General features: G+C 68.9%; 17 protein-coding genes and 5 pseudogenes. 9 read left to right on the top strand and 13 right to left on the bottom strand.

What is annotated here, in order from left to right:
* Positions 1-15 precede the first annotated feature (15 nt).
* Positions 16-660, top strand: coding sequence for a hemerythrin domain-containing protein (locus ACFY1J_RS39025; protein ID WP_390707692.1), 645 nt, complete (start codon positions 16-18; stop codon positions 658-660).
* Positions 661-761: 101 nt separating this feature from the next.
* Here ACFY1J_RS39025 and ACFY1J_RS39020 read toward each other — a convergent pair whose 3' ends face one another.
* Positions 762-2,144 carry an NnrS family protein gene (locus ACFY1J_RS39020; RefSeq protein ID WP_390707691.1) on the bottom strand — a complete coding sequence of 461 codons (1,383 nt, stop codon included), beginning with the start codon at positions 2,142-2,144 and terminating at the stop codon, positions 762-764.
* A gap of 856 nt (positions 2,145-3,000) precedes the next feature.
* Positions 3,001-3,219, bottom strand: coding sequence for a thioesterase II family protein (locus ACFY1J_RS39015; protein WP_390707690.1), 219 nt, complete (start codon positions 3,217-3,219; stop codon positions 3,001-3,003).
* Positions 3,220-3,243: 24 nt separating this feature from the next.
* On the opposite strand from ACFY1J_RS39015, the pseudogene ACFY1J_RS39010 reads away from it, so the two are divergent.
* From ACFY1J_RS39010 to ACFY1J_RS38995, 4 genes and pseudogenes are all read left to right on the top strand, one after another.
* Positions 3,244-3,612, top strand: a pseudogene (locus ACFY1J_RS39010) (RNA 3'-terminal phosphate cyclase); the annotation flags it as partial.
* A pseudogene (locus ACFY1J_RS39005) lies at positions 3,528-3,764 on the top strand (hypothetical protein); the annotation flags it as partial. The pseudogenes ACFY1J_RS39010 and ACFY1J_RS39005, both read left to right, overlap by 85 nt.
* A gap of 85 nt (positions 3,765-3,849) precedes the next feature.
* Positions 3,850-4,101 carry a hypothetical protein gene (locus tag ACFY1J_RS39000; RefSeq protein WP_390708092.1) on the top strand — a complete coding sequence of 84 codons (252 nt, stop codon included), beginning with the start codon at positions 3,850-3,852 and terminating at the stop codon, positions 4,099-4,101.
* Positions 4,102-4,496: 395 nt separating this feature from the next.
* Complete coding sequence (locus tag ACFY1J_RS38995) at positions 4,497-5,525, top strand: 6-phosphofructokinase (RefSeq protein ID WP_390707689.1); 1,029 nt, start codon at positions 4,497-4,499, stop codon at positions 5,523-5,525.
* Between the two features lie 18 nt (positions 5,526-5,543).
* Here ACFY1J_RS38995 and ACFY1J_RS38990 read toward each other — a convergent pair whose 3' ends face one another.
* Positions 5,544-6,404 (bottom strand): universal stress protein, encoded by an 861-nt coding sequence (locus ACFY1J_RS38990; protein WP_390707688.1) that lies wholly within the window; start codon positions 6,402-6,404, stop codon positions 5,544-5,546.
* Positions 6,405-6,792: 388 nt separating this feature from the next.
* On the opposite strand from ACFY1J_RS38990, the pseudogene ACFY1J_RS38985 reads away from it, so the two are divergent.
* A pseudogene (locus ACFY1J_RS38985) lies at positions 6,793-6,972 on the top strand (DUF4118 domain-containing protein); the annotation flags it as partial.
* 315 nt (positions 6,973-7,287) lie between these two features.
* On the opposite strand, the pseudogene ACFY1J_RS38980 reads toward ACFY1J_RS38985, so the two are convergent.
* Positions 7,288-7,788, bottom strand: a pseudogene (locus ACFY1J_RS38980) (universal stress protein); the annotation flags it as partial.
* Complete coding sequence (locus ACFY1J_RS38975; protein ID WP_390707687.1) at positions 7,695-8,096, bottom strand: universal stress protein; 402 nt, start codon at positions 8,094-8,096, stop codon at positions 7,695-7,697. The gene ACFY1J_RS38975 and the pseudogene ACFY1J_RS38980, both read right to left, overlap by 94 nt.
* A 259-nt stretch (positions 8,097-8,355) precedes the next feature.
* On the opposite strand from ACFY1J_RS38975, the gene ACFY1J_RS38970 reads away from it, so the two are divergent.
* Positions 8,356-9,408, top strand: coding sequence for a class I fructose-bisphosphate aldolase (locus ACFY1J_RS38970; protein WP_390707686.1), 1,053 nt, complete (start codon positions 8,356-8,358; stop codon positions 9,406-9,408).
* A gap of 268 nt (positions 9,409-9,676) precedes the next feature.
* Here ACFY1J_RS38970 and ACFY1J_RS38965 read toward each other — a convergent pair whose 3' ends face one another.
* The 4 genes from ACFY1J_RS38965 to ACFY1J_RS38950 all read right to left on the bottom strand — a co-directional run bounded on the left by ACFY1J_RS38965 (position 9,677) and on the right by ACFY1J_RS38950 (position 12,489).
* Positions 9,677-9,946, bottom strand: coding sequence for an STAS/SEC14 domain-containing protein (locus ACFY1J_RS38965; protein ID WP_390707685.1), 270 nt, complete (start codon positions 9,944-9,946; stop codon positions 9,677-9,679).
* A 228-nt stretch (positions 9,947-10,174) separates the two neighbouring features.
* Positions 10,175-10,480, bottom strand: coding sequence for a hypothetical protein (locus ACFY1J_RS38960; protein WP_390707684.1), 306 nt, complete (start codon positions 10,478-10,480; stop codon positions 10,175-10,177).
* Positions 10,481-10,679: 199 nt separating this feature from the next.
* Complete coding sequence (locus ACFY1J_RS38955) at positions 10,680-10,931, bottom strand: helix-turn-helix domain-containing protein (RefSeq protein ID WP_390707683.1); 252 nt, start codon at positions 10,929-10,931, stop codon at positions 10,680-10,682.
* Between the two features lie 124 nt (positions 10,932-11,055).
* A complete protein-coding gene (locus tag ACFY1J_RS38950) occupies positions 11,056-12,489 on the bottom strand; it encodes a cellulose binding domain-containing protein (protein ID WP_390708091.1) in 1,434 nt (477 codons plus the stop codon).
* Between the two features lie 750 nt (positions 12,490-13,239).
* On the opposite strand from ACFY1J_RS38950, the gene ACFY1J_RS38945 reads away from it, so the two are divergent.
* Positions 13,240-14,118 (top strand): GntR family transcriptional regulator, encoded by an 879-nt coding sequence (locus tag ACFY1J_RS38945; RefSeq protein ID WP_390707682.1) that lies wholly within the window; start codon positions 13,240-13,242, stop codon positions 14,116-14,118.
* Between the two features lie 443 nt (positions 14,119-14,561).
* Positions 14,562-15,155: a transposase gene (locus ACFY1J_RS38940; protein WP_390732904.1), complete on the top strand. Its 594-nt coding sequence runs from the start codon at positions 14,562-14,564 to the stop codon at positions 15,153-15,155.
* 189 nt (positions 15,156-15,344) lie between these two features.
* On the opposite strand, the gene ACFY1J_RS38935 is transcribed toward ACFY1J_RS38940, so the two are convergent.
* The 4 genes and pseudogenes from ACFY1J_RS38935 to ACFY1J_RS38920 form a co-directional block, all read right to left on the bottom strand.
* Positions 15,345-15,860 (bottom strand): GNAT family N-acetyltransferase, encoded by a 516-nt coding sequence (locus tag ACFY1J_RS38935; protein WP_390707679.1) that lies wholly within the window; start codon positions 15,858-15,860, stop codon positions 15,345-15,347.
* A 584-nt stretch (positions 15,861-16,444) separates the two neighbouring features.
* Positions 16,445-16,816, bottom strand: coding sequence for a transposase (locus ACFY1J_RS38930; RefSeq protein ID WP_390707678.1), 372 nt, complete (start codon positions 16,814-16,816; stop codon positions 16,445-16,447).
* Positions 16,817-16,844: 28 nt separating this feature from the next.
* Positions 16,845-17,099: pseudogene (locus tag ACFY1J_RS38925) on the bottom strand (transposase); the annotation flags it as partial.
* A gap of 356 nt (positions 17,100-17,455) precedes the next feature.
* Positions 17,456-18,070 (bottom strand): cysteine hydrolase, encoded by a 615-nt coding sequence (locus ACFY1J_RS38920; protein WP_390707677.1) that lies wholly within the window; start codon positions 18,068-18,070, stop codon positions 17,456-17,458.
* Positions 18,071-18,091 lie beyond the last annotated feature (21 nt).

Raw genomic sequence — 18,091 nt, 5'->3', positions numbered from 1 at the left:
ACAGGGAGTTCCACCATGAGGTATCCCAAGGTGTACGCGGCCCTCGCCGTGGCGGCCGCAGCCACCGTCGGCGCGAGCGCCTGGACGTGGGTCGGCCCCGCGGACAAGTCCGGGCCGCAGAAGAACGAAGCGGGCGGGACCCGGGTGACCGAGCCCCTGCGGGCCGAGCACCGCGAACTGCTCCCGCACATCGAGGCCCTCGCCGCCGCGGGCGACGCGATCGGCACCACGCCGTTGCAGGAACAGCGCGAGAAGGTGCACGCGTCGTACACGTTCCTCTCCCAGCAGCTCATCCCCCACGCCGTCGCCGAGGACAAGGTGCTCTACGCGAAGGTGGACAGCCTGATCGGCAGGAACGGAAACACCCGCGCGACCGACACGATGCGCCGTGACCACACCGAGGTCGCCGCCCTGACCGACAAGCTCGGCGAGCTCGGCGGGAAACTGCACGAAGGCGCATCCTCGCCCGCCCAGGAGCGGGAACTGCGCCAGATCCTCTACTCACTCAACGGCATCGTGGGCCTGCACTTCGCCAAGGAGGAAGAGGTCTTCCTCCCGCTGCTCGACCGCAAACTCAGTGCCGCCGAGGCCCGGCAGATGTTCGAGCAGATGGAGAAGGTCGCCGAGGAGACCGGCGGCGAGGGCGGACACCAGCACTGACCGCCGTCACCGCCCGCCGCACACGCGCAAGCACACCTGGCGCACCCGACGGCAGACCACCGCCCCGGCCATCTGTACGGGCGGTGGTGGGCGGGGCGGGATCAGGCGGCGCCCGCGGCCGGGCGGGGAACGGCCGGTGCGTACACGCCGGCTCCGGGCACCGTGGGCCCGTGGATGATCCGCAGCAGGCCGGTGCCCCACCAGGCGAGCGCGGTCAGTTCCAGCAGCCCGCTGATCCCGACGACGGAGAAGAAGAACGGGTGCCAGTCGGTGAGGGTCTGCAGGATGACCCGCAGTGCGCAGCCGGTGTTGAGAAGGACGAAGGGGCCCGTGAGCGATCCGAGGGTGCCGGGGTGGATGCCGCGCAGGGTGGGCGCCACCCGCGCGGCGATCCCCGTGATCATCATGGAGGCGAAGCCGACGGTGATCGCGTGCCGGATCGCCCCGTAGTACGCGTGGCTGAATGCGAGGCCGGTGACGGACTGGTAGACGGGCATCAGCAGCAGCATCACCAGGGAGAGCGCCAGCCACCCGTAGGCGGCGCGGACGAACTTGCCTGACCGGTGGTCGTTGCGGGGCAGCCGCCGCCACAGGCGCCAGGGCAGTGCCATGGCCGCCACCCCGCCGGCAATCATCAGCCACGGCAGCATCAGGAGGGCGGCGGCCCAGTGGGCGCCGGTCCACCGGTATGCGATGAAGACGACGACCTCGGTGACCACGCCCACGTTGATCAGCAGCAGGGCCGTCCAGGCCCGGCGCTCGGGTGTCCGCGCCACACCGAACATCTGCGGCAGCAGATGACTCGACAGACCGAGGATCATCAGCAGCACCATGCCGTGGATTTGCATGTCGCGCAGCGGAGCCTGGTAGGTCGCGATGTACCACAGCAGGTCGGAACGCGCGGCGGCAGTCATGGTCATCGCCGTGTGCCAGAGCCCGAAGGCCGCCTGGCCGACGATCCAGAACACTCCCGAGCCGATGAAGCCCGTGATCGGACGCAGTGGGCCCCCGCTGCGCCGGTACGTCACCAGGAGCTGCCCGGCGAACAGCAGGGACGCGACCAGCACGAGAGCGTGGCCGGCCAGGGCCACGGGGACCGTCCAGCCGCCCCCGGCCCGGTAGCCGTGCGCTCCCATGCCGATAACAGCCGTCACCAGCCCCGCAAGGGCCACCGCCAGGACGACCGGCACCAGGCGCGCGGCGGCCAGGGAGGTACGCCACAGCCGCGGGAACGCCTGGTAGCCGAAGCCCATGACGAACAGCCCGACCCATCCGGTGATCTGTGCGTAACCGTGCGCGTTGATCTCATGGACGGACACCCCGGTGAAGCGCTCGTCGAAGCCGATCCGCCACAGGATGAGGACGCCCCACGACGCGCCGACGGTGAAGACGGACAGCACTGCCGCGGTGAAGAACGGGGCGTGGACGGTGTTGCGGTACTTCGGAGGACGTGGCGGGCCGGTGGTGGACAGCTCGACCGGCACAGCGGCCGGGGAAGGACCGGCCGCTTGGCCGGATCCTGCTTCAGGACGTCTACGGTGCACAGTGTTCCTCAGGGCAGGTGCGTCTCGGGGCGGGGTGCGTCTTCGGGCGAGGGTGTCGCCCGGGCGGGGGCGAGCTCGCGCACAGCCGGGCCGAACACCGGCCCGGGGGGGGCAGCACGTCGGCGCACCACCCGCGCGACCGTAGCCCGCGCGACAACCCCGCCGTATGGGCCGCCCAGGGCACTCCCCGGGGGCCCTTTCGGCCCTATCCGCTCGGACTTCGACCCCGACCGCCAACAAGCGCCGGCCACGAACGGGCGCGGGCACACCGGCGCCGGGCCGGGCATCGCCCGGGCCACCAGGGCCGCCGGAGCCGCACCCGCACCTCACTGGCCAGAGGCCGGATCTCGGTCGGGTGTGTCAATTGAACGGCTGATCCTGGTTGTTGAGTGGTCAGTTGTTGCTCAGGGGCAGGCGGCTCTCGAAGGCGATATGGAAGGCGTTGAGTGGTCCTTTCCAGCGCATGGTCCACCTCTAGTGCCCTGCAACCGCCCGTATTCGTCCAAGCGGGCGGCCGTTTCACCGTCCCTGCGGCTGCGCGGTTGATGACGGCCCCACAGAGATCGCCCCGGACAAGTCCTGGGTCTGATCACGATCGGAGAGGCGTAACCTGGCCGGCCATAGTACGCATCGGGCTCACGCTCCCGAGAACAAGAACGCCGCCCAAGCGACGGGGTCGGCGGGGGAGCGCTCGTCGGGGCTGCAGGACGACCTGCCGCCAGCAGGCCAGGCAGCGTGCGGCAGCCGGATCGCCGCGCTGTGCGAGGCTTCACGGTGCGACGGGGCAGGCCGGTCCTCATGGCCGGTCGGGCGCCTCCAACTGGGTGGCCATGAGGCGAACGATGTCCGTCTGGTGCTGGGCCAGGAAGAAGTGGCCGCCGGGGAAGACGTTCAGCGTGAACGGGCCGTCGGTGTGCCCGGACCAAGCGGCTGCCTCCTCCACGGAGACCTTCGGGTCGTCGTCGCCGATGAGGCAGGTCACGGGGCTCGTCTGGCGTCTGCCGCTGTATGGCATGTGAGAGGAGTGGAATACGCCCTGATGAACTCTCCTGTGGAGATCGACGGAGCTGCCTACTGCGGATCCGGCGTGATCGTTCGGGCGGCCGTGGCATACGCAGCGGTGACTGGGACTCCGGTTCGTCTGCGCCATGTTCGGGCGCGCCGACCACGTCCGGGGCTGAGACCTCAGCACCTTCGCGCGGTCGAGGCCGTACGCACGCTGGTCGACGGCACCGTCGAGGGGGCGTCGCTGGGCTCACAGGATTTGGCCTTCCGCCCTGGTCGAGACCGGCCGCGAGGCCAGTACACGTTCGACGTGGGGACATCGGGGTCGGCCACGGCGCTGTCCCTTGCGCTGCTGCCCGTCCTCGCCACCCCTCACGGGCAGCCAGTCCGTGTCCAGCTCATCGGTGGACTGGACTGTTTCAGGACCGGGCCCCCTCCGTCATTCATCTGCAGCACGTGCTTGCTCCGCTGCTCGACCGCATGCGGCTTGCGGTCATTGTCACGCTGGTCAGGCCCGGTTACGTGCCCACCGGCGGCGGTGTGCTGCAACTCGAGGTTCGGCGCGAGGGCCGCTCGCGCCTCTGGAGGCGGAGCGGCCCGGGCAGGCGCGGGCGGTGTGGGGTAATCGCACTCGCCTCCCATCTGCAGGAACGCCAGCGCCCTCCAGCCGGGTGCCGGTCTCGCGCTATTTGCGGACCTGACCGGCGGGTGGCGGCTGGGGGCGGACGGCGCCGGAGCCCGCGGACGTCCGGCCGAGACGATCGGGCAGGCCACCGCGGAGCGCCTGCTGGGCGACCTAGGTACTGGTGCAGCGCTCGACCGTTTCGCCTCCGACCAGTTCATCATGTTCACCGTGCCGGCTCCGGGCCGCAGCCGTGTACAACTGGCCTGACCGACCATGTTCGCACCGGAGTCTGGCTGACAAGCCTTTTCGGCGTGGCACAGGCCGCCCTGGACGGACGTCTTCTCGTCGTCGAGGGCGGCGGAACCGCTGGCGAGCGGTCCTGATTCAGGTGCCACCAGGTGGGGAGGTGTGCAACCGCTCTGTCCAGGCACCCTGGCCGACCTTCAGGCAGGGCCGCCGACAAGGCTCCGCATCCTCGGGAGCCGACGAGAGAAGTCGCACCGTGCGCTCCGTCCCGGGTGGGTTCAAGCTGGAGACAGATCTCCATACGGGCACTGGCTCCGCTCAAGGCCGGACGGGCGGTGTTCGTGGTCGGAAACCGTGACGCGTCACCGTGCTCTGACATGTGTGATCACGATGTGCGAAGGCAAGGGAGAGCAATCATGCGGGTGGGAGTGCTGACCGGGGGCGGCGACTGCCCCGGTCTCAATGCGGTGATCCGCAGTGTCGTACGCAAAGGCGTACAGGAGTACGCCTGGAAGTTCGTCGGGATCGTCGACGGGTGGGGTGGTGCGGTCAAGGACGTGACCATGCCCTTGGACGTCCAGGCCGTGCGCGGCATCCTTCCACTTGGTGGCACGATTCTCGGCTCCTCTCGCACCAACCCCCTCCGGCTCGAGGACGGCATCGACCGCATCAAGAACACTCTCGGCGCGCACAGGATCGATGCTCTCGTGGTCATCGGCGGCGAGGACACGCTCACCGTCGCAACCGCACTGTCCGATGCCGGGGTCAACCTGGTCGGCGTGCCCAAGACCATCGACAACGACGTGAGCGGCACTGATTACACCTTCGGCTTCGACACTGCCGTCAGCATCGCGACTGAGGCCATCGACCGCCTGCACACCACCGCGGAGTCCCACAAGCGCACACTGGTTGTCGAAGTGATGGGACGTCATTCCGGGTGGATCGCTCTGCATGCAGGCGTCGCCGGGGGCGCGAACGCCATCCTCATCCCGGAAGTGGAGTTCGATCTCGATCAGGTGTGCGCCTGGGTGGAGAAACGCTTTGAGATCAACTACGCGCCCATTGTCGTCGTGGCGGAGGGAGCTGTTCCCAAGGCCGGGCAGATGGTGGTCAAGGACGAGTCGCGCGATGAGTTCGGGCACGTGCGCCTGTCCGGGATCGGTGACTGGCTGGCCCGGCAGGTCGAGCACCGCACCGAGAAGGAGGCCCGCACGACGGTTCTTGGTCACGTGCAGCGTGGTGGCACGCCGAGCGCGTACGATCGGTGGCTCGCCACACGCTTCGGTCTGCACGCCGTGGACGCGGTCAAGGACGGCGACTTCGGCACGATGACGGCTCTGCGCGGCACGTGCATCACACGTATCCCGCTCGCTGACGCGACGAAGGCGACCAAGCGGGTTCCCCAAGAGCTGTACACGGAGTTCGACGTCTTCTTCGGCACCTGACGCTGCCACGTGGTGGCATCACACATGCGGAACGACGACCACCGGGCAGCGAGAATGATGCAGGACGGCGTGGGCCACGGGGCCCAGCCGCCGCTCAGCCGCCCGCGGGCTCGAGCGCCGGCCCAGGACGAGCAGGTCGGCCCGTTGGGAGGCGTGCACCAGGGCGTAGGCCGGATGGAGGAGAACGACATCAGGCAGCACCGGGACTCCCGCATACTTGTCCTGCCAGCCTTGGAGCACGTCGGACAGGCGTTGGACTTCCTCGTCCTCCCACGCCGCCCGGTCTTCTTCTGGCACTCCGTGCGCACTCCAAGGAGCGGGGCCGGAGAGGGACCACGCGTACAGGGCACGCAACCGAGCGCCACGGAGCTGAGCGGCGCTGAACGCGAAGTCCAGAGGTGGCCCGGCCGCGTGCCACACGTCGGCGCCCACGCACACCTCGGCATCGTGTGCTGCCGCGGCCGGATTCCCGGGCACGATCGCGACGGCGCAGGATGCGGTGCTCGCCGTCGCCAGCGCCGTCGAGCCCACGGCGAGGCCGTCGAACCCGCCTTCCCCCCGAGCCCCGACGACAAGGAGTTCGGCCGTCTCGGAAACCGAGAGCAACGCGGCCGCGGCCGCATCGGCAATCTGAACGCCGCTCATCGCCACGCGGGGATACCGACTGGCAAGGTCGGTCTTCGCGCGCTGGAGCAGTTCCTCGCCGGTCTGCTGCCATGTCAAGGCAACGGGCTCATCGGTGGAGTCACGGGCGGGGGCGGGCGCGGCGTGCACGAGACGCAGCTGGAGGCCTCGAAGAGCTGCCTCCCTGGCGGCCCACTCGGCCGCGACGAGACTTTCTCGGGATCCGTCGATCCCGACTACGACAGAGCGGGTCATGCTGTACTCCTTCCCGGCGCTGCCTCGTGACCATTGTGAATGTGAAACTGCGGTAATACCCCCCGAGACGGCCGTGCCGCCTAGGGAGGGAAGGCGACTCAAGGGGTCCAGGACACCGAGAAGCCTGGCTTGATACGGGCCGTGCCGCAGCGACCGAGTCCCCGAACGATGTCGACTGACAGCGAAGACGCAGGGTTGAGGGGCACGCACTTCGGTCCAACGACGGCGTCCCGGACGCCGCCTTTGGTCCCGTACACGGCGCCAAACGGCTCTGCCGGATATTTCCCCCGGGCCTCTCGGTTCTGGGTGGCGACGGTGGGGCCGCGCTGCTGCTGCCGGTTGTGACTTTGCTCCTGATCGCACCGGTCCCCGGCTCGGCCTGTCCGGGGTGCTGGTGGTCCACTTGCTCGCTGCTGTGGGTGCCGCCCTGGTGGGCGGGCTGGTTCCGGCGCTGGCCGCGGCCCTCTCGGCGGCACTGCTCGCCGACTACTACTTCACCGCGCCCCTTCACTCGCTGCGCGTCGAGCATGGCGCGGACGCCCTCGCTCTGGCGGGCTGCGTCATCGCCGCCGTCTTGGTGGGCGCGGTCGCCGACGCAGCCGCCCGGCGCACCCGGCAAGCCGTACGCGCGACGTGGGAGGCGCGGATGCTGAGCCGGCTGGCGACCGCCATGATGCACGGCCAGGACCTGCCGAGCGGACCAGCATCCGCCGCAAAGATCGTTAAGTCCGCGGCGGCGGGGCCCGGGTGCGGGCGCGTTCTCCGCGCACCAGGAGGCTCCGCTGGCTTGCGTGGTGTCAGCCGACGTGCGGTCGTACGACCGTACCGCGCAGCTGGCGTGGTGCAGGACGGCGTGCGTGACCGGCCCCAGCCGGCCCTCGCCGCCGCCCCGGTCGGCGCGGCGGCCCACGACCAGCAGGTCGGCTCCCCGGGACGTATGCAGAAGCGCCTCCGCGGGATGGAGCAGGACGCCATCCGCGCGGACCGTGACCTCCGGGTACTTCTCCTGCCGGGTGCGCAGGGCGTCGGACAACCGCAGGACCGCCTGGTCCTCCCAGGTGGTGCGGTTCTCCTCGGTCACGAACAGAGCGCGGGGCGACACGGCCTCGGCGGGAACGGCCCATGCCTGCGCCACCCGGAGCACCGCTCCGCGCGTACGGGCCGCCCCGAACGCGAAGCCCGCCACCTCGTCGACCGGGCGATGCGCGTCGAAACCCAACACGACCTGAGGGACGGTGCCCGCCGGGCGCGTGCCATTCCCGAAACCCCCGGGCCGCCGTCCGGGCACCACTACGACGGGGCAGTCGGCCGCAGCCGCCACCCGAAGGGCCACCGAGCCGACCGCGAGGCCGTCGAAGCCGCCCGAGCCCCGTGCCCCGACCAAGAGCAGCCCGGCATCGCGCGCCGCGGACTGGAGCGCCTCGGCCCCGGTCCTTGGGCGCTCTGCTCGTCGTGCACCCGCAGATCCGGGTAGCGGGCACCGAGGCCGTCGATCACCCCCTGGACGATGCGTTCGCCCACGCGGCGCAGCATTTCCCCGGCCTGGTGGGGAACCGCATCGCCCGGAAGCGGTGGAGCGGCGTGCACGAGACGCAGAGGAACACATCGCAGCCTCGCCTCCCGTGCCGCCCACTCGGCCGCGGCGAGGCTGTGGTCGGATCCGTCGACGCCCGCCAACACGGGGTGACTCATCGTGTCCTCCTTCGCCCGCCGGGCCCGTTCCCGCCGTTCCAGGGCGGGGCCCGCGAAAGTCCCGGCAGACGAGACGTTCGCCCGCTCGTGGGCCGTTCGGCCTCGACGAAGGACCCGACCGGCTCTGCGGGGTGGCCGCCCCACGCGGATGATGGACTGGGAACCCGCGACGCGGCCGCACGGACTGTGGCACGTCCTGCTGCCTGCATGTGTGCGGCCGCCTCCATCGGCATTCCACAGGACAGGAGAGGCGGAGACCATGACCGACATCCAAGAGCTGCTGGGCGACGAGGCCAAGGACCTGCTGACGCACTCCGCCCAGGGGATCCCGGGGGAGGACCTGGTACTGCCCGGCCCCGACTTCGTCGACCGGGTCGTGGCTGGCACCGACCGCTCGCCCCGGGTGCTGCGCAACCTGCAGTCACTCTTCGACCACGGTCGGCTGGCCGGCACCGGATACGTGTCGATCCTGCCGGTCGACCAGGGAATCGAGCACTCCGCGGCGTCGGCGTTCGCCCCGAACCCCCGCTACCTCGACCCCGCGAACATCGTCGAACTCGCCATCGACGGCGGCTGCAACGCGGTGGCCAGCACACTCGGTGTGCTCGGCGCCGTGTCGCGGCGCTACGCGCACCGAATCCCTTTCATCGTCAAGCTCAACCACAACGAGCTGCTGACCTACCCGAACCACTACGACCAGATCCTGTTCGGCGATGTCCAGCAGTGCTTCAACCTCGGCGCGGTTGGCGTCGGCGCCACGGTCTACTTCGGCTCGGAACAGTCGGACCGCCAGCTGCGTGAGGCCAGCGAGGTCTTCGCCCAGGCCCATGAACTGGGCATGTTCACAGTGCTGTGGTGCTATCTGCGCAACTCGGCGTTCAAGAAGGACGGCGTGGACTACGCGGTGTCCGCCGACCTCACCGGCCAGGCCAATCATCTCGGCGTGACGATCGAGGCCGACATCGTCAAACAGAAACAGGCGGAGAACAACGGTGGCTACCTCGCGCTGGGCTTCGGCAAGACCCACCCGCTGCTGTACGACAGGCTCACCACCGACCACCCGATCGACCTCACGCGCTGGCAGGTCGCCAACTGCTACATGGGCCGCGTCGGCCTGATCAACAGCGGCGGCGCCTCGGCCGGCCAGGGAGACCTGGCCCAGGCGGTACGGACCGCGGTGATCAACAAGCGGGCCGGCGGCACCGGCCTCATCACCGGGCGCAAAGCCTTCCAGCGCCCCACCGCCGAGGGCATCGAGCTCCTGCACGCCGTCCAGGACGTCTATCTCGACGAGAGTGTGACCGTCGCCTGACGGGGGCGTGGCCGGACGCCCGGCGCCCCGCCGATGTCGGTCCCGGGCGTCTCGGTGTGCCTCAGAAAAACCGGCGTCACCTCACCGATGCGGACGGGGCATCCGGCGGGCCGTTCGGCCCAGCTCGGGAAACAGGCGGCAACACCGAACGAGATGGCCCGAGCACTACGGCTGACAGCCTGACCAGGGCAAACGGATGTTCTGGTGGTTGCAGTCCTGGTTGCATTCTTGCGGAGAGCGGCTGCCGCATCAACCCGCGTCGGCAGGGTTACGGTCGCGCGGATTCGCGGCCCAGGCGACGGCGTCGTCGAGTTCGTCGTATCCGGCCGATCCCGATCTTGATGTCCTCCCACCCGGCTGCCGGGGTGAACGACTGGAATTCCGGGCCGATCTCCGAAAGGATCCGGATGCGGCGGCCCTCTCTGCGGGCTTCGTCGACGAGCGGCTCGATCACCGCTTTGTAGTCGTCCTTCGACACCGTGCCGATCGCCTTGACCGCGTCGGCCCCTGAGGGCACGTCTCGGGTTCTCTCAAGCATGAGGATCCTCTCTCGACGCCGGATGTGGAGGCCGGCCGACGACGGAGACGGGCGGAGAAGACGACACACCCGCATAACCGTGGCTACCCCCGCCACCGGCTTCGACTCATATCGGAGCTTTCCCTGCCGTCCCGTCATGGCAAGATGCCAAGATCTCCGCGACCGCGTTCTCTTTGCTTGCCCGGCCCGGCAGTTGTCAGTCGGTCCGAGGGCAGATGCAGGGCGGGGTCAGGCCCGTCCATACAGCCGGTCGAGGTCAACGAGTATTACCTGCCCCTGCGCTGCGGCGGCGCGTAGGGCCGGGCTGAAGCCGGCGCCGCTGAAGCAAGCCGGCCGGGTGTGGGTGACATCCTCGCCGCGGTCGGAGACGAGGTCGAGGAGCCTCCGGAGGCGTTCCACATGGTCCAGATCCATGACCCCGTCCCACCGGGCCAGGCCCACCGACAGCAGAGAGCCGTTGCGCATGCCGCCGTGGCCGCGAACGACCACTTCCGCCGCCAGGTCCGTACCGCCGGGGTGCGTGGGGTCGGGCACTGACCCGTGGGCCACCATCGGACGGGCCGCGTTCGGCGACGTCGCCTTCCTGAACCTGCCGGACTTCCGCATCGACGACCTCAACCTCTCCCAGCTGATGCGGGGGAGCACGGCCGGTGTACCAGGCGGGCGGCGAGCTTGGACAGGCTCCAGGTGGCGAAGGCGGTCAGGCCCCAGTCGGCGGGGGACGTCCGGGCGATCAGGCAGATGTGCTCACGCACCCGCTCACTGATTGCCTTTGGGCGTCCCCCCATTTTGGGTCCAGCGTGTCGAACCCCCGCTCGTTGAAGGCGTGGATGACATCGCGGACGTAGTCCTCGCTGACCTGCGTCAGCGAGGTGATGTCCTTGACCGTCCGGCCCTGGGCGGAGATCAGCACCACGATCGCCCGCCGCCGCACCGGATCTTTGGCGGTCCGGATGATCCGCTGCAGCGTGCGGCGCTCCTTCATGCCGACCGGCCGGACGCGCACCCGGTCGACGCCCCGCGACCACCTCCAGGATCAGGTCCAGGAGTCAGTCTGCTCGCCGTCCCGCAGCACGTCGATTACGCGGCCAATGATGCGAGCCGAGCCGCTAGCTGGTGGGGACGGTGTCCGTGAACGTGGTGCCTGCTGTGCGGTAGGCGTTCACTTTGGCTGATACCTGAGCCGGGGTCAGGGCCTGGTCCTTGACGTGGAGGACGTAGTCGACCTGTTCGTCGTAGGCGCGGGCGGTGGTGCCGGTCTGGCCCGTGAGGTCGATCAGCCACTGGTTGAAGTTGATCGACATGGGGCGCTCGGGCAGGTAGGCGGCGTCGTGGGTGCCGAAGAGCTGTCCGTCGATGTAGTACTTGATGCTGCTGTTGTCGATGGTCAGCTGCAGATCGTGCCAGCCGTCGTAGCTCTGCCGGGACTCGGTGTGCTGGTTGACGGCCTGCCAGGGGTCGGGGTTGTAGGTCTCCCAGGACGTCGTGTAGAGGATGTCGGAGGACTCGCCCCAGCCGCCGTTGGGCAGGTACTCGAAGTCGTATTCGGAGTAGTCGTCCGCCATGGGCGCCGTGAGGTCGTTGATGGTGAAGAAGGTCTGCACGAGGTGGTCCCCGTCAGGCCCGGACACCGGCGCGTCGGCGAACTTCACCCGGGCGGCGTAGGTGCCGTTCTTGAACTTCGTCGCCTTGGTGAGGACTTCGGTCTGCTCGGTGCTCTCCGCCGTCCCCGCCGTCGAAGTCCGCAGGTTCATCACGGAGTTGCCGCCGGTGGTGGCGAAGGTGACGTTCTCCGGAGACCAGGTCGCGCCGGGCACGCCGGGCCCGCCCGCATGGGAACGGACGCTCCATCCGTTCGCCGAGATCTTCGGGTCGCTGGAACTGGTGTAGTTGAAGTCGTCGAACAGGCTCCGTCCGTCGGCAGGGGGGTCGGTCGGCGGATCGGTGGGGGGATCGGTCGGGTCATTGTCCCCGGGTGTCGTGCCCCATACCGTGCTGCCGGACAACTGGGCAGTGACCTTCGGCCAGTTCGCGTACGCCGTCTGGGAGGCTCCGAAGGAGTAGTCGTCGCTCTGGTTGAGCGGCTGCCAGTCCGAGCGGTAGAAGCGTAGTTGCATGTCCCCGGTGTCGGAGCCGGGAGCAAGGCTGCCCGCGTTCGAGGTGAAGCCGACGTCGAGATAGCGGTCGGCGGTGGCGGTGGGGTTGGCCAGCGTGCCGAATGTGCCGGTGACGTTGGCACACCCCTTCACCGCCCAGGAGCAGGCGAAGCGGTAACCGGCGCTGTTGGAGTCGGCTTTGAAGTAGTAGCGCACCTTGACGCTGGAGAGCTGGATGGTGGTGATGCCGGTGTTCTTGACCATGAACCAGGGTTCGGCCTGGTCCGCCGTCGCGCCGGTGGCGCTGGTGCGGTACTGGACGGTCACAGCCTCGCCGACGGCGCCGGCCGTGCCGGACAGAGCGACGAGACCGGCAGTCCCGGCGGCCGTCGCCGCGGCCGCGGCGACGGCGACGCGCCATCCGCTGGGGGCAGTTCTGGGCTTCATGGGGGATCCTTCCGGAGCGGGCTGATCTGCGGCGTGTTCCGTGCGGAGCAGGAACGTGCTGTGGTGCGGCTCGCGGGCGGCGACCGAGCGCGTCGAGGCGCGCAGCGTGCCCTGCAGGTGCCTCGTGGTCGGTGCGAACAGGACGCGCAGCAACTGCTCCGCGGGTCCGGTGCCCTCGCCGACGCTCAGGCAGGTGCCGACGTTGAAGGCGAAGCGGCCAAGCCTTGAGGGGGCCTTCGCAGGGTGGGGCACGGGCGAGGCGCGCGGCGGGCTCACACCTGTCTCCAGAGGTCGCGTGGGGGAGCGAGGGAGCTGTCAGTCCCGGGCTGGGCCGACGGTGAAACCAGGGGTGACGCGGTGCCGGGGGAGGGGCCCGGCGTGTGCGCGGAGGGCAGAGGCCCCTGTGGAGGCATCGCAGCGCGCTCCAACCGCGGACGTGGCGGTCACCACCCCTGCGGGTGTGCCTGCGGGCATGCGGAGCTTCACGGTCACCCCCGGTGGGAAGGCACCTGGAGACCTGACCAGTTGGGTAACTGGTCAGGTTACCTCTTGCTGGTCGTTGAAGGTGGCATAGACCAACCGAGGCGTCAACCCCCAGTGCCCTATTGCCTTTTGAGGTGGTCCGCATTCCCAGGGCCTCGCCGCATGAGACGCGAAGTGGTTACACTGGACCTGACCAGTACGAGGTCGGTGGTAAGGGCCAGGAACGGTGCCGGGAGCGAACGGGCGCGGTGGGGCGGGGACGGCGACATGAACGCAGAGGAATCGGGAGCCGTCCTGAAGCGCGAACGCGTCAGAGACCACATCCTCGAACTGATCGAATCCCTCAACCCGGGTGACGCCATCCCGTCCGAGCGCTCCCTGTGCGCCGCCCTGCACGTCTCCCGGCCAACACTGCGGGCAGCCGCCGGAGAACTCGTCGCAGCGGGTCTGCTGGTGCGCGAACACGGCCGTGGGATGTTCGTGGCACCCGAGAAGATCACACAGGAACTCATCTCAGACCAGCACGCAGCCGTCCTCCCACGGGCATCCGGCACCTGGTCGAGCCGATTGCTGGAATTCACCACCATTGCGGCCGGCGCCCGCGTGGGACGCAAACTGCACGTGTCACCCGCCGCCGACATCGTCTACGTGGCCCGGCTACGACTCGTCGACAGCGCCCCCATGGCCATCGAGCACCTGCACATCCCCGCAGCCCTCGTGCCCGCACTCACCGCCGAGGAACTCGAGGCCGGAGATCTCTACGAACACCTCCGCGACCGCCACGGAGTCCAGGTCAGCGAAGCCACCCAGACGATCGAACCCACCGTCGTCAGCCAGGCCGAAGCCAGACTCCTCACCATCCCGCACCTGTCGCCCGCCCTGCTCTTCGAACGCCTCACCAGCGACACGGACAAACGGCCCGTCGAATACGTCCACTCCGTCTACCGCGGCGACCGCTACCGCATCGTCTCCCGCCTGTCCCTGGGACCGGCCGCCACCCACGAGCCCACACCATCCACCGGACACGTACCGGGAATACCACCAGGAGCTCTGAACGAGCACACAGCCATCGCCCTCACCGCCCAAGGCACCGTCCAACCCGCCCGCTGGCCCGCGGATCCGGCCAGACGCACCTCAAGGTCATGAGGCTCCCACGCGCTGGTCCGCTTGCCCGGTGCCGACTCGCCCCCGAAGGGTGTGCCCCATATCTTCGGTCGCGGTGCGGCGCGGCTCCAGCAACTCAACGGCCGGCAGCCTCATGTGTGGTCGGTAATCACCTGCTCGTTGGCGCCAGCCGACACGCGCGACCGCTTCCCTCTCTGGCAGGGCCTGTCGCGGCGGGTTCAGGGCGTTTCGGTCGCGCACCGCGCCTGCCTGGCAGCCGTCGTCCTGCCGCCCGCTGAACACGAGGATTTCCCGCTTTTCGCAGGTGCTGGGCCGTCGCTGGAGACGACTCGGACCGGGCGGCACGCGAAGCGCCTGTTCGAGACCGTCCACGAGCACACCGGCACGGGCCGCAGCATCAGCGCGATCGCCTGTGAACGCGGCTTGAACCGGCGCACCGTGCACAAGTACGCCCGCGCCACCGGCTGGCAGGAGGTGGTCCGTCGTCCCCGGTTCCACCCGCCCACGGCCCTTGCGCCCTACCGCTGGCCGCCAAGGGCTACCGCGGGCACTGCCATCGCGTCAAAGTCGCCGTCGCGTCCTGGCGTGAGACGAAGGGCACGCCGGCCCCGCAGACACATGCACCCTCACCCCTCCAGGTCGCCCGATGGATCATCGCTCCGCCCGAACGTCGGCACCTGGACGCCCAGGAACGGCTCCGCCTGCTGTTCGCTCACTGTCCGGAACTGGCAGACATCCACGAAATGGTGCGCGAGTTCGCCGCCATGCTCGACCAGCACGACGCCATTGAACTGCCCGGCTGGCTCGAACAGCTCGCCACCTGCGGACATCCCACCCTGGCGGGCCTGGCGAAGGGGATCCGCGAGGACCAGGACGCGGCGGTCCAGGGCATCATCACCGCCTACAGCTCCGGGATGAATGAAGGCCGCGTCACGGACGTGAAGCTCCAGAAACGGATCACGGCAGGTTGCGCCGGCATCCCGCTCCTGCGGCAACGCGTCGTTCTGATCGCCCACTTGAGACGCCGCTACTCCGACCGGGCCACCTCCCCGTGGTGATCTCCGGACACGAAAATCTTGCCAGGGCCACGTCCATGTGTTCGCCTACAACGCCAGACGGTGGATCAGCACTCGCTCGCCCTCGTCACGGCCCGACCGTGCCCGCAGCACCATTACCCAGCACTTGCCGCGAACACCCGCAACCACCCAGCTACCAGCAGCTGTACCCACCGAATGCGGAATCGAGCGCTAGAGCAGGATGCGGAGGTCAAGCACGGGCTCGGTGGCGTCGACCGGCGTCGCGTCCAGTTTTTGAAGGACATGGAGCATCCGCTTGTTGCTCGCCGCCACCACGGCGGCGAGCGCTTGGTGTCCCTCGCGGCGGGCAACGGTCGCCGCATGTTCGGCCAGCGCCGTGCCGAGCCCCCTTGCCTGCCACGCGTCCTCGACCAGGATCGCGAGTTCCCCCACTCCTTGCTGATCGGTGCGCATGACATTGGTCATGGCGATGATGTGGTCCATACACTCGGCCGGAGTGGTCACCAGCGTGGTCCCGCGCTCTGGGCTAGACAACTGACGCCATTCGGAAGGTGAGAGCCCGGACTTGCCCGCGTGGTATCGCAGGGCTCGGCTGCCCAGCGAGCAACGTCGGTGCAATTCCTGGACCGGCACCAGGTCGACGGGGGCCGCCTCCCGGGTTCGGGTGGCGGTGCCGTCGGTCAGCGTGATCGAGTGTGCGGCGTCTCGACGACTGGCGTCGGGCATCGACGTTCTCCTCACATTGCGATCGTGACTGCTGTGCCGCGGATCCCGGGCGGCAAACGCGGCCTTGCTACCGCAGCAGTCTTTTGCGGCCTCCAGACCTACTCAAGGGGACTTCGCGTCACGTCGATTGCGCTGCGCTTACGTTTGACCACGAAAGGATGCGAAAATATGAAGGACCCATGGTCTTCGTCGGCGCCGATGCTGAGCATTGCTCACGTCATCGCTCAAGGATTTACACGGAGGACCGCCCGGCCCTCGCCACCAGGACAGGCCGATGAACGTCCGTACTTCGCATAAGCGAGCCACTTCTGAGCGGGTGTGCATTACTCAACCCGCTGGTGCACTGACGCGGATGCCGGCGGCCGGGCCTGGGGGCACGCGATCAGCAGGCGGCAGTCGGGCAGGGTCCCGTCCCACCAGCCCCGTTGGGACGAGGCCGCGGCCTGGACAGGACGCTCGACTGCTTTGCCGGCGGGGTGGACGCGCACGGCGACGAAGCGGGAGGGCGACTTCCCTCGCGAGCACTGCCGCCAGGTGAGACGGGTGAATGCCTCCGGTTCGAGCCGGGCCACAGGTCTGGTCTGTCACCGATGGTGCCAGATCGCGGTAGCGGGGCTGCGGCCGGCATCCGATGGCCCGTTGCGGGCCGAGCCCACGGGCTTTGCTTCGAAGGGGGCGCTCACGTCCGAGCGGACGGCCAGGACGTAGTCGATTCCGCGTTCGCCAGCGCCGTCCGCAGATACGCGTTGGTGCCGTAGGGCGGCGAGCGTGTCGAGCATGTCCAGGGCCAGGTGCCACTTCTCGCGGTGAGTGACCTCGGGCGGGATGCGAGTGATGGTCCGGTGGTCGGTGTCCGATGCCCCTTCCTGGGGCAGGAACAGGCGCCACAGGAGGCGGTGTCGGTTGTCGCGTGAACGGTGGCACGACCTGGCAGTTGGCCCGATTGCCCGTGGCACCGCAGTACTGTGGTGCCACGCCGGCCGACATCCTTCCGTTCTTGGCCACCATTACCTCGTCGATCACCCAGGCCGCAGGTTCGACCAACGGCAGCATGCGTTCGGTGATCCGTCGCTGCACCGGCACGGGGTCCCACGTGGGCTGGTTCACGAACTGCTGCAAGTTCTTCTCGTTGCTGTCCGGCAGCCGCGAGGCGATGACCCGGTTCGACGTGCCTCGGCCGTCCAGTATCAGCCCCCGCAGACAGCAGTCGCCCTTGGCCCGCTGGTCCCTGCGCGACACGGTGCAGCAGACGACTCCGTCCGAAGGGACGGTCCGCGCAGCGACTGGTTGACGGTCTCGGACCGTCGCTCGTCACCGGCCGGGATCTAGACCCGGGACCTTGATTGCTGTGCAGCGCTGCCGGCACGCGGTATTCAACTTCCCGACAGCTGGCGGCAGATCCAGCCGCGGGTTGCCGTCAGCCGGCGCACGAGAATGCCGTTGATCACCCCTGCCGTGACCCTTCCGCCGTCCCTCGTTTCACATGCCCGGAAAGATGGTCGGACACCGCCTGGAGCGGGGCCGCCGGTGCGTCTCACACTGCCGGCTCCAGGCGATGTCTACTGTTGGTGCACCAGGGGCAACGGACGGCGGGACTACAGGGCGGCGATGACGTCGGCAGAGGTCATCGGCAGCGAAAACATCGGGAAGTCGTAGGAGATGGCGTTGTCGTGCTCCTCCTGCGAGACGGCGGCGACGCAGTCGGTCAGGGTGATCACCCGGAAGCCGTGCTCGTAACCCGTGCGCATGGTCGACTCCACGCAGCAGTTGGTGAGGAAGCCGCCGAGGATGATCGTGTCGATGCCCTTGCTGCGAAGGATGAAATCGAGGTTCGTGCTGGCGAAGGTGTCGAGCCCGCGCTTGCCCTCGATGACGATGTCCCCGTTCACCGGAGTCAGCTCGTCGACGATGGCCGCGCCCCACGTGCCCTTCACGAACGCCTTCCCGTCCACCACGCCTTTGAGGATTCCGTAGGGGTGTCGGGTCAGCTCGCCGTAGCCTTCCGCGAACGTGATGGGCGCGTGCATGATCGGCACTCCGGCCCGCCGGGCGGTGTCGACCACGGCGACGGTGTTGGCAAGCATGCCGGTGCGCTGCATGACGTCGGCGACCGCCCCGTGCAGCACGCCGCCGTCGCTGGTGAACTCGTTCTGGTACTCGATGAGCACGATTGCGGTCTTGGCCGGGTCGAGCTCGAGCTTGTCGGTCATGGCGCCACCTGATTTCCGCGT

The sequence above is a fragment of the Streptomyces sp. NPDC001406 genome (assembly GCF_042895285.1).
Classification (GTDB): Bacteria; Actinomycetota; Actinomycetes; order Streptomycetales; family Streptomycetaceae; genus Streptomyces.
The sequence above is the reverse complement of the archived record's forward strand: the minus strand, read 5'-3'. Positions and strand labels throughout refer to the sequence as shown.